An 8,902-nucleotide genomic window follows, 5' to 3' on the forward strand; every position below is an offset into this window, starting at 1 on the left:
TCATCCTTAATACAGGCATTCAACGGCCATGGCCGTGGCTTCACCGCCGCCAATGCAGATAGCGGCGACACCACGCTTGAGGCCCTTCTGGCGCAGGGCCGCGAGCAATGTCACCAGGATGCGCGCGCCGGAGGCACCAATGGGATGGCCCAATGCACAGGCACCACCATGCACGTTGACCTTGTCGTGGGGAATCTCCAGCTTGCTCATGGTCACCAGGCTGACCACGGCGAAGGCCTCGTTGATTTCGAACAGGTCCACCTCGTCGAGGCTCCAGCCGGTCTTGCTCATCAGCTTGCGAATCGCCCCCACCGGCGCCACTGGAAACAGCCCTGGCTCATCGGCAAACGCGGCGTGCCCATGGATCACCGCCAACGGCTTGAGGCCGCGCTTGAGCGCCTCGGACTCACGCATCAGCAACAACGCCGCGGCGCCATCGGAGATCGAGCTGGAGTTGGCCGCTGTCACTGTACCGCCGTCACGGAACGCCGGTTTAAGGCTGGCAATCTTGTCCAGCTTGGCTTTTGGCGGTTGCTCATCGTGCAGGATGGTTTTTTGTTCCTTGCCCACGGTGACCTGCACCGGGACGATTTCACTGGCAAAGCTGCCGTGGGTGATGGCCTCTTGTGCGCGGGTCAGGGAAGCGATGGCAAACGCGTCCTGGGCTTCACGGGTAAAACCGTTGTGCTCGGCGCAGTCCTCGGCAAAGGTGCCCATCAGGCGGCCCTTGTCGTAAGCATCTTCGAGGCCGTCGAGGAACATATGGTCGAGCACCTTGCCGTGGCCCATGCGGTAGCCGCTGCGCGCGCGGTCCAGCAGGTACGGGGCGTTGGACATGCTTTCCATGCCGCCTGCGATCACCACATCGACACTGCCAGCGCGCAGCGAATCGTGGGCCAGAATCGTCGCTTCCATGCCGGAACCGCACATTTTGTTGAGAGTGGTGCAGCGCGTGCCCTTGTCCAGCCCGGCGCCCAAGGCAGCCTGGCGAGCAGGCGCTTGCCCAAGCCCGGCGGGCAGTACACAGCCAAACAGCACTTCGTCGACGGCATCGGTGGCGATACCGGCACGCTCGACAGCCGCACGAATCGCGGCTGCGCCCAGTTGCGGCGCGGTCAGGCTTTTGAGGTCGCCCTGGAACCCGCCCATGGGCGTGCGCACGGCGCTGACAATAACAATAGGATCGTTCATAGTCATTGCTCCTTATTTGGCGGCCATGCGCAAGGCACCGTCGAGACGGATCACCTCGCCATTGAGCATGCTGTTTTCAATGATGTGGCGTACCAGCGCGGCATATTCGGCAGGTTTGCCCAGGCGTGGCGGGAACGGCACGCCAGCAGCCAGGGAGTTGCGGACTTCGTCGGTCATGCCGGCCATCATCGGGGTTTCGAAAATGCCCGGTGCAATGGTCATCACCCGGATACCAAAGCGCGCCAGTTCCCGCGCGGCGGGCAAGGTGAGGCTGGCGACCGCGCCCTTGGAGGCGGCATACGCAGCCTGACCGATCTGCCCATCGAAAGCCGCCACCGAGGCGGTATTGATGATCACGCCGCGCTCGCCGTCGGCATTCGCCTCGGTTTCAGCGATAGCCGCAGCGGCCAGGCGCAGCAGGTTGAAGCTGCCGACCAGGTTGACGTTGATCACCTGGGCAAAGCTTGCCAGGCCGTGTGGGCCGTTCTTGCCGAGGATCTTCTCGCCGCGCACCACACCCGCGCAGTTGACCAGGCCATGCAAGCCACCAAAGGCCTCGACCGCTGCCTTCACCGCCGCTTCTGCAGCGGCTTCCTGGCTGATGTCTGCTACGGCACTGCGGGCGTTGTCGCCCAGTTGCTCGGCCTTGGCGGCCACGGCGTCGGCGTTCAAGTCCACCAGCATCACCTTGGCACCCGCGGCGACCAGCATTTCAGCCGTGGCCGCGCCAAGGCCCGACGCGCCGCCGCTGACCAGGAATACCTTGTTTTCAATCTGCATCGTTGTTTCCTTTTAAAGGGATCACGCCACGGCCGCCTGGGCCTTGGCTATTTCCTGATTGCGCAAAATAAAGCGTTGCAGCTTGCCGCTCGGGGTCTTGGGCAAGTCGCTGACAAATTCGATTTCCCGTGGGTATGCATGGGCGGCGAGGCGCTGGCGCACATGCAGGCGCAGCTCTTCAGCCAGCTCCGGGGTGGCACGGTATTGCTCACTGATCACCACAAAGGCTTTGACCAGTTCGGTGCGCTCCGGGCAAGGCTTACCGACCACGGCAGCCTCGACCACCGCCGGGTGTTCGACCAACGCGCTTTCCACATCGAAAGGGCCCACGCGGTAGCCGGATGTAGTGATCACGTCGTCGCTGCGCCCGACAAAGCTGATGCTGCCGTCCGGGTTCAGCTCCACGGTGTCGCCGCTGAGGTAGTACTTGCCGACGAACGCCTTGGTTTTCACGCCGTCGTACCCGGCGAACCAGCACATGGGCGATTGCTCGCGGTCGATGGCCAGGATGCCGGGCTGGCCGGCCGCCAGCTCCTGATGGTTGTCATCCAGCACCACGATGCGATGCCCTGGCGAGGCAAAACCCGCCGCGCCGACATGCACCGGATGCGCCAGGCCATGGTGATTGCACAGCACCATGCCCAGCTCGGTCTGGCCGTAATGGTCGTGGATGGTCACGCCCAGGTTGTCGGCGAACCAGCGGATCACCTCCGGGTTCAATGGCTCGCCGGCGCTACTGACGATGCGCAGCTTGCCCTTGATCGAACGGGCGAACTGTTCGCCACCGGCGATCAACAGCCGATACGCCGTGGGCGAACCGGTCAGGTTGGTGATCGCGTATTTATTGATGACCCGGCAGGTACTTTCCAGGGTAAACGGGCCATCGTAGAAGGTGATCGGGTGCCCCATGGACAACGGCCCGGTCACGCCGAAATAGATGCCATAGGCCCAGCCCGGGTCGGCAACGTTCCAGAACGCGTCCTCGGGGCGCAAGTCCACGGCGTCGCGCATGTAGCCCTGGAACGCGACGATGGCCTTGAGCGGTACCGACAGCGCCTTGGACGGGCCGGTGGTGCCGGAGGTGAACATCAGCAGGAACGGCTCCTCTGCGCCCAGCAGCACCGGCTCGCAGTGAGAAGAGTAATTGGGCAGTTCGGCCCAGAAGCTGTAGTCGCCCCGCACGATGCCTTCGCCCTTGGCCCCGGCGACAGTGACGATGGTCGGGCAGTCGGCGACTTCGCCCAGCTTGGGGCGGTTCACTGCATCGGTGACCACCAGCGCTGCGCCAGAGCTGTTCAAGCGATGTTCAATCGCCTTGGGCCCGAACGCGGTAAACAGCGGCTGATAGACCGCGCCGATGCGCCAGGTTGCCAGCACTACTACCAACAGTTCGGCAGTGCGGGGCAACAGGCCCGCCACCTTGTCACCGCGCTTGACGCCCTGGGCCAGCAGGAAGTTGGCGAAACGTGCGGCCTGCTCCTGCAGTTCGGTGAAGGTAGAGGTGGCGCTGCGCCCGTCCTTGCCTTCCCAAAACAACGCGATGCGCCCCGGCAGCGCGTGACGGTCACAGCATTCCACACAGGCATTGAGCGCCTGCAGATTGCCGGCCAGTGCGGCGTCGACGGTGTGCTGGTAATCAAACTCGGTGGTGGCAGCCAAATACTCACGCATCGCTTCCTATCCTTCTGTGTTTTTATTTTCAGGACGTTTACAACTCGATAAACCGCTGAAATAGTCGCTCCAGAGCGGCGCAGCGGCAATGGTCAAAGCCATCAACTTGGCTGACTGGTTTGGCCAGCCCGTAGTGAAACGCGGGGGGCTTTTTCGCTTTTCTGTGGGAGCTGGCTTGCCCGCGAAGGCGGTGGGTCAGCACCACAGCTGTCACTGCACCACCGCTTTCGCAGGCAAGCCAGCTCCCACAGGGGTTATGTATCACCCAAAGAATCAGCGCCAGGCGCAACTCCCTGTGGGAGCGGGCTTGCTCGCGAAGGCGGCGTGTCAGTCACCACAGCTGTCACTGCACCACCGCTTTCGCAGGCAAGCCAGCTCCCACAGGGGTTATGTATCACCCAAAGAATCAGCGCCAGGCGCAATTCCCTGTGGGAGCGGGCTTGCTCGCGAAGGCGGCGTGTCAGTCAACACAGCTCTCACTGAACCACCGGTTTGACACTCGCCGTGCGCTGACCGAAGCTGTCCACTTTTAGCTGCCCAAGCTTTCGGACGCCTGCATGTCAAAGTCACGCCGTTACTCCATCATCGGCCTGTGCGCCCTGTTGCTGATCGTACTGATCACCTGGTTTTTCTCCCGCACCCCGGCAGTGGCCGTACCTCCAGCCATCGCCCATGGCTACTCCAAGGCCTTGAAGCAGGCGCATAACGGCGAGCCCGGCGCCGCACGTGTGTTGTACCAACAGTTGGGTCGGCCGGACCTGTCGCCCGAACGCCGCGCCGCCTTGCATGCTGAGCTGCCCAATTACCCCAGCCCCCAGGCGCTGAAGCTGGCCGATAAAGACCTGGCCAATGAATCGGCGCTGGTGCGCGAGGCCGCGATTCACAGCATCGTCGGGCTGGTGCCCACTGGCCAACGTACCTTGCTGCTCGGCCCGGTGCTGGACGATCCCGAACAGCCGGTGCGCTTTGCCGCCGCCAACGCCTTGCTGGGCCTGTCGCCCGACACCCTGGGCCTGTACTTTGGCCCGCTGCAGCAGGTGCTCGACGAATTCGTTAAAACCCTGAAGGCTCAACCCGAAACCGCCGAAGGCTGGATTCAATTGGCGCGCCTGTACATCCACAGTGCCCTGCTGCCAGAGGCGCAAAACGCCCTGGAGCAGGCAATGCGCTTGCAGCCGGAGAACCTGCAAGCGGTGGTATCGCAAATCGAACTGCTGGACAAGCAAGGCAAGACCGACGAGTCGCGCCAACTGCTGGCCCGGCAACTGGCGGCGCATCCGGAGTCGGCCTACCTGCAACATGCCTTGGGCATGTGGCTGCTGCACCATGGCGAGCGCCCCTACGCCCTGCTCGGCCTGTCCAAGGCGGTGGAGCTTGCGCCGGACAACCCGGATTATCGCTACGACCTGGCCACGACCCTGCACGCCCAGGACGAAGTAGAGGCGGCCCAGCGCCAGTTGGAAGAAATCGTCCAGCGGCATCCCGCCAATCGCAAAGCCCGGGTGTTGCTGGTCAATTACTGGAAAGAGACCGGGCAGTTGCAGAACGTCCAGGTGCTGCTCGCCCAACTGGAGCAACAGAACCCGGATGATCCGGCGTTACAGCAGGGCCTGTAATTCTTACAAAACGTTGAACCGCTACGTGCCACTACGGTCAAGTGAATATGGCGCGTCCCAGTCGGCGCGCCCCTCTACTTGTACGTGACCTGAGGGCACTTCTTGAGTACATCCAAACAGCTGTTGAGTGAAAAGGCGGCCACCGGCATCGAAGGTCTTGATGACATTCTTGCCGGCGGGCTATCGCGTAGCCACGTGTTTTTGCTTGAGGGCGAACCCGGCACCGGTAAAACCACCGTGGCCCTGCACTTCCTGCAGGCCGGCGCGCAAAACGGCGAACGTTGCTTATATATCACCCTGTCCGAAACCGAGCGCGAATTGCGCCAGGGCGCCACATCCCATGGTTGGGATCTGGATGACCATATTCATATCTTTGAACTGACCCCACCGGAAAGCCTGCTCAACGCCGAACACCAGCAAAGCCTGCTGTACTCCTCCGACCTCGAGCTGGGCGAAGCCACCCGCCAGATCTTTGAAGTGGTGGAACGGGTCAAGCCAACCCGTGTGGTGGTCGACAGCCTGTCGGAGATCCGCCTGTTGGCGCAAAGCTCCTTGCGCTATCGCCGGCAGATCCTGGCGATCAAACATTACTTCGTGCGCTATGACGCCACTGTATTACTGCTGGACGACCTCACCACCGAGTCCCTGGATAAGACCGTTCACAGCGTAGCCCATGGCGTGATTCGCCTGGAGGAACTGACCCCCGACTACGGCGCCGAGCGTCGTCGCATTCGGGTGGTGAAGTACCGTGGCCAGAAATACCGTGGCGGCTTCCACGACTTCACCATCATGGGCGACGGCATTCACGTATTCCCGCGCCTGGTGGCGGCCGAGCATCGCGGCGGTTACAACCGTCAAACCATGAGCAGCGGGATCGAGGAGTTGGATTCTCTGCTCGGCGGGGGGATCGAGACCGGCTCCAGCAGCCTGATTCTCGGCCCTGCCGGTACCGGCAAGTCTTTGATCTCGATGATCTTCGCTGCCGCCGCCGTGGCCCGTGGCGAAAAGGCTGCGCTGTTCATCTTCGATGAAGAACTGGGCCTGCTGTTCGAGCGCATGAAGAACATGGGCATCGACCTTGCCGCCTTACGGGACACCGGCAACCTGCTGATCGAACAGGTCGACGCCGCCGAACTCTCCCCCGGCGAATTTTCCCACCGGGTTCGCCGCTGCGTGGATGAGGGCGGTATCAAGACCGTGGTCATCGACAGTATCAACGGCTACCAGGCGGCCATGCCCGAAGAAAACGCGCTGATCCTGCATATGCATGAACTGCTGCTTTACCTCAACCGCCGTGGTGCGGCCACCTTCATGACGGTGGCCCAGCACGGCCTGGTCGGCGACATGCAGACGCCGGTCGACATCACCTACCTGGCCGACACCGTGATCCTGCTGCGTTATTTCGAGGCCCTGGGTAAAGTTCGCCGGGCGATTTCGATCATCAAGAAAAGAACCGGCTCCCATGAGTCGACCATTCGCGAATATCGCATCGGCAGCCAAGGCATGACGGTGGGTGTTCCCCTGGATAACTTCCAGGGTGTGCTGCGCGGCATTCCGACCTATATGGGCGCCGGCTCCCCCCTGCTCAAGGATGAGGGCTAGTGCCGGCCCTTTCTCCCATCTCCGAGCGCGCCATCGTGCTGGCGCCCATGGGCCGCGATGGCTCATTGGCGCTGATGATGCTTAACGAAGCCGGCTACAGCGGGATTGTCGCCAACAGTCTGACGGCCCTGTGCGAAGAGCTGACGCAAGGCGCCGGCCTGCTCATCATTGCGGCTGAGGCATTGCGTGGCGTAGACCTGGAGCCGTTACTTGAGCTGTTGCATCAGCAGCCCGCCTGGTCCGACCTGCCGATCGTGCTGATGACTCAACATGGCGGCAAAGAGCAGAACGGCTCGACCCGGCTGAGCGGCTTGCTGGGCAACGTCACGTTTCTGGAGCGGCCATTCCACCCCATCACCCTGATCAGCCTGGTCAGCGCCGCATTGCGCGGTCGGCGGCGCCAGTATGAAGCGCGGGACCGCTTGATTGACTTGAGCGAGAGTGAGCTGCGGCTGCATCGCACTCTGGAAACCCTTGAGCAGCAAGTGGAAGAACGCACCGCCCAACTGCGTCACAACGAAGAGGCCTTGCGTCAGTCGCAGAAAATGGAAGCCGTCGGTCAGTTGACCGGCGGTATCGCCCATGATTTCAACAATATGCTCACCGGGATTATTGGCAGCCTGGAATTGCTGCGCCGGCGTGTGTCCCGGGGCAAACTGGATGACCTGGACAGCCTGATCGACCTGGGCGTGACCTCGGCCAACCGCGCGGCCAGCCTCACCCACCGCCTGTTGGCGTTTTCGCGTCGGCAGTCGCTTGATTCCAAGCCCGTGCAGATCAACCAGTTGGTCACGGCCATGGGGGAATTGTTGCAACGCAGCATCAACGAAAGCATCAGCCTGGACATGCGCCTGAGCGCCGCCTTGTGGACGGCCGAAGCCGACCCGAACCAGCTCGAAAGCGCCCTGCTCAACCTGGTGATCAACGCGCGCGACGCCATGCCCACCGGTGGTACGCTCACGGTGGAAACCACCAACCGCCACCTCGACAGCGTCTTCACTGCCGCCTACGGCACCCTGACACCGGGCGACTACGTAGAGCTGAGTGTCAGCGACAACGGTTGCGGTATTGCGCAACACTTGATTGGCCGGGTGTTCGATCCGTTTTTCACCACCAAACCCATCGGCCAGGGTACGGGGCTGGGGCTGTCGATGATCTACGGCTTCGCTCGTCAGTCCCGTGGGCATGTGACCATCCACAGCGAAGTCAACAAAGGCACCACGGTCAGCTTGTTCCTCCCGCGTTTTATCGGCGAGCCCCAAGCCCAGGAGCCGCTCAACCCGACATTGCTGCCGTTTGCCAATGCAGGGGAAACGGTGTTGATCGTCGAAGATGACCCTGCGGTACGGGTGTTGGTCAGCGCCGTGCTCAAAGAGCTGGGTTATGGGTTCGTCGAAGCCGCAGACGCGAACACGGCGGTGCCGATCATTGAGTCCGAACAGCGTATTGATCTGATGATCAGCGATGTCGGGTTACCCGGTATGAATGGCCGGCAGTTGGCGGAAATCGGCAGGCAAATTCGCCCTGAACTCAAGGGGTTATTCATTACAGGGTATGCCGAGCACGCGGCGGTGCGCGGTGGTTTTCTGGACCCGGGGATGCAGTTGATCACCAAGCCTTTCACCTTTGACTTACTCACAGCGAAGGTTCGGGAAATGATTCGGGCATAAATACGGCCTGTCTGTACAGTTGCGACGCTGTCCATGGCGTAACAAGTTGTCATTTATTTATAAGTAAATGATGGAATCGAGGCCTGTTTTTTTCCAACGAAAGGTTAACGCGCTTCGTACGAAAAAATTTCAATCGGCATTGGCCAGGAAATTCCATCAATGATGACAACCGCTTTCACTGCTCCTCAATCCCCTCCTGTAGGACTCACCCCCTCGGAGGACATAGCCGTTGCGCCGCCAGCCCCAATAGGGGTTGCGCGCGCAGATAACCGCCCAGCGACCGGCCTCCGTCCAGCAGGTCGCGCCCGGACTTGATCGCCGTAACACTCGGCGCCGTTGCATGCGCGTTGGTCTCATGGCTGGCGCTGTGTT

At 61.8% G+C, this 8,902-nt stretch carries 6 protein-coding genes; 3 read left to right on the forward strand and 3 right to left on the reverse strand.

The features are described from left to right. Positions 1-6: 6 nt before the first annotated feature. The 3 genes from CER19_RS18780 to CER19_RS18790 are packed head-to-tail and all read right to left on the reverse strand — an operon-like array spanning position 7 to position 3,642. The gene (locus CER19_RS18780; protein WP_047710882.1) at positions 7-1,191 is read right to left on the reverse strand and encodes an acetyl-CoA C-acyltransferase; all 1,185 of its coding nucleotides are present in this window, start codon (positions 1,189-1,191) and stop codon (positions 7-9) included. Positions 1,192-1,203: 12 nt separating this feature from the next. Next, complete coding sequence (locus CER19_RS18785; protein WP_116667525.1) at positions 1,204-1,971, reverse strand: SDR family NAD(P)-dependent oxidoreductase; 768 nt, start codon at positions 1,969-1,971, stop codon at positions 1,204-1,206. Positions 1,972-1,992: 21 nt separating this feature from the next. Beyond that, positions 1,993-3,642: an AMP-binding protein gene (locus CER19_RS18790; RefSeq protein WP_116667526.1), complete on the reverse strand. Its 1,650-nt coding sequence runs from the start codon at positions 3,640-3,642 to the stop codon at positions 1,993-1,995. Between the two features lie 557 nt (positions 3,643-4,199). Here CER19_RS18790 and CER19_RS18795 point away from each other — a divergent pair. The 3 genes from CER19_RS18795 (at position 4,200) to CER19_RS18805 (ending at position 8,530) form a co-directional block, all read left to right on the forward strand. Beyond that, a complete protein-coding gene (locus tag CER19_RS18795) occupies positions 4,200-5,258 on the forward strand; it encodes a tetratricopeptide repeat protein (protein ID WP_116667527.1) in 1,059 nt (352 codons plus the stop codon). Positions 5,259-5,360: 102 nt separating this feature from the next. Then, positions 5,361-6,860 (forward strand): ATPase domain-containing protein, encoded by a 1,500-nt coding sequence (locus CER19_RS18800; RefSeq protein WP_116667528.1) that lies wholly within the window; start codon positions 5,361-5,363, stop codon positions 6,858-6,860. Beyond that, entirely contained in the window at positions 6,860-8,530 is a 1,671-nt protein-coding gene (locus tag CER19_RS18805) for an ATP-binding protein (protein WP_116667529.1), read from the forward strand. Before CER19_RS18800 ends, CER19_RS18805 begins: the two co-directional genes overlap by 1 nt. Positions 8,531-8,902 lie beyond the last annotated feature (372 nt).

The sequence above is a fragment of the Pseudomonas sp. GL93 genome (assembly GCF_003408955.1).
GTDB lineage: Bacteria > Pseudomonadota > Gammaproteobacteria > Pseudomonadales > Pseudomonadaceae > Aquipseudomonas > Aquipseudomonas paracarnis.

What these genes read in the sequence shown, in the direction of transcription:
- CER19_RS18790 (WP_116667526.1), bottom strand. Translation starts at nt 3,642, where the DNA reads ATGCGTGAGTATTTGGCTGCCACCACCGAGTTTGATTACCAGCACACC.
- CER19_RS18785 (WP_116667525.1), bottom strand. Translation starts at nt 1,971, where the DNA reads ATGCAGATTGAAAACAAGGTATTCCTGGTCAGCGGCGGCGCGTCGGGC.
- CER19_RS18780 (WP_047710882.1), bottom strand. Translation starts at nt 1,191, where the DNA reads ATGAACGATCCTATTGTTATTGTCAGCGCCGTGCGCACGCCCATGGGC.
- CER19_RS18795 (WP_116667527.1), top strand. Translation starts at nt 4,200, where the DNA reads ATGTCAAAGTCACGCCGTTACTCCATCATCGGCCTGTGCGCCCTGTTG.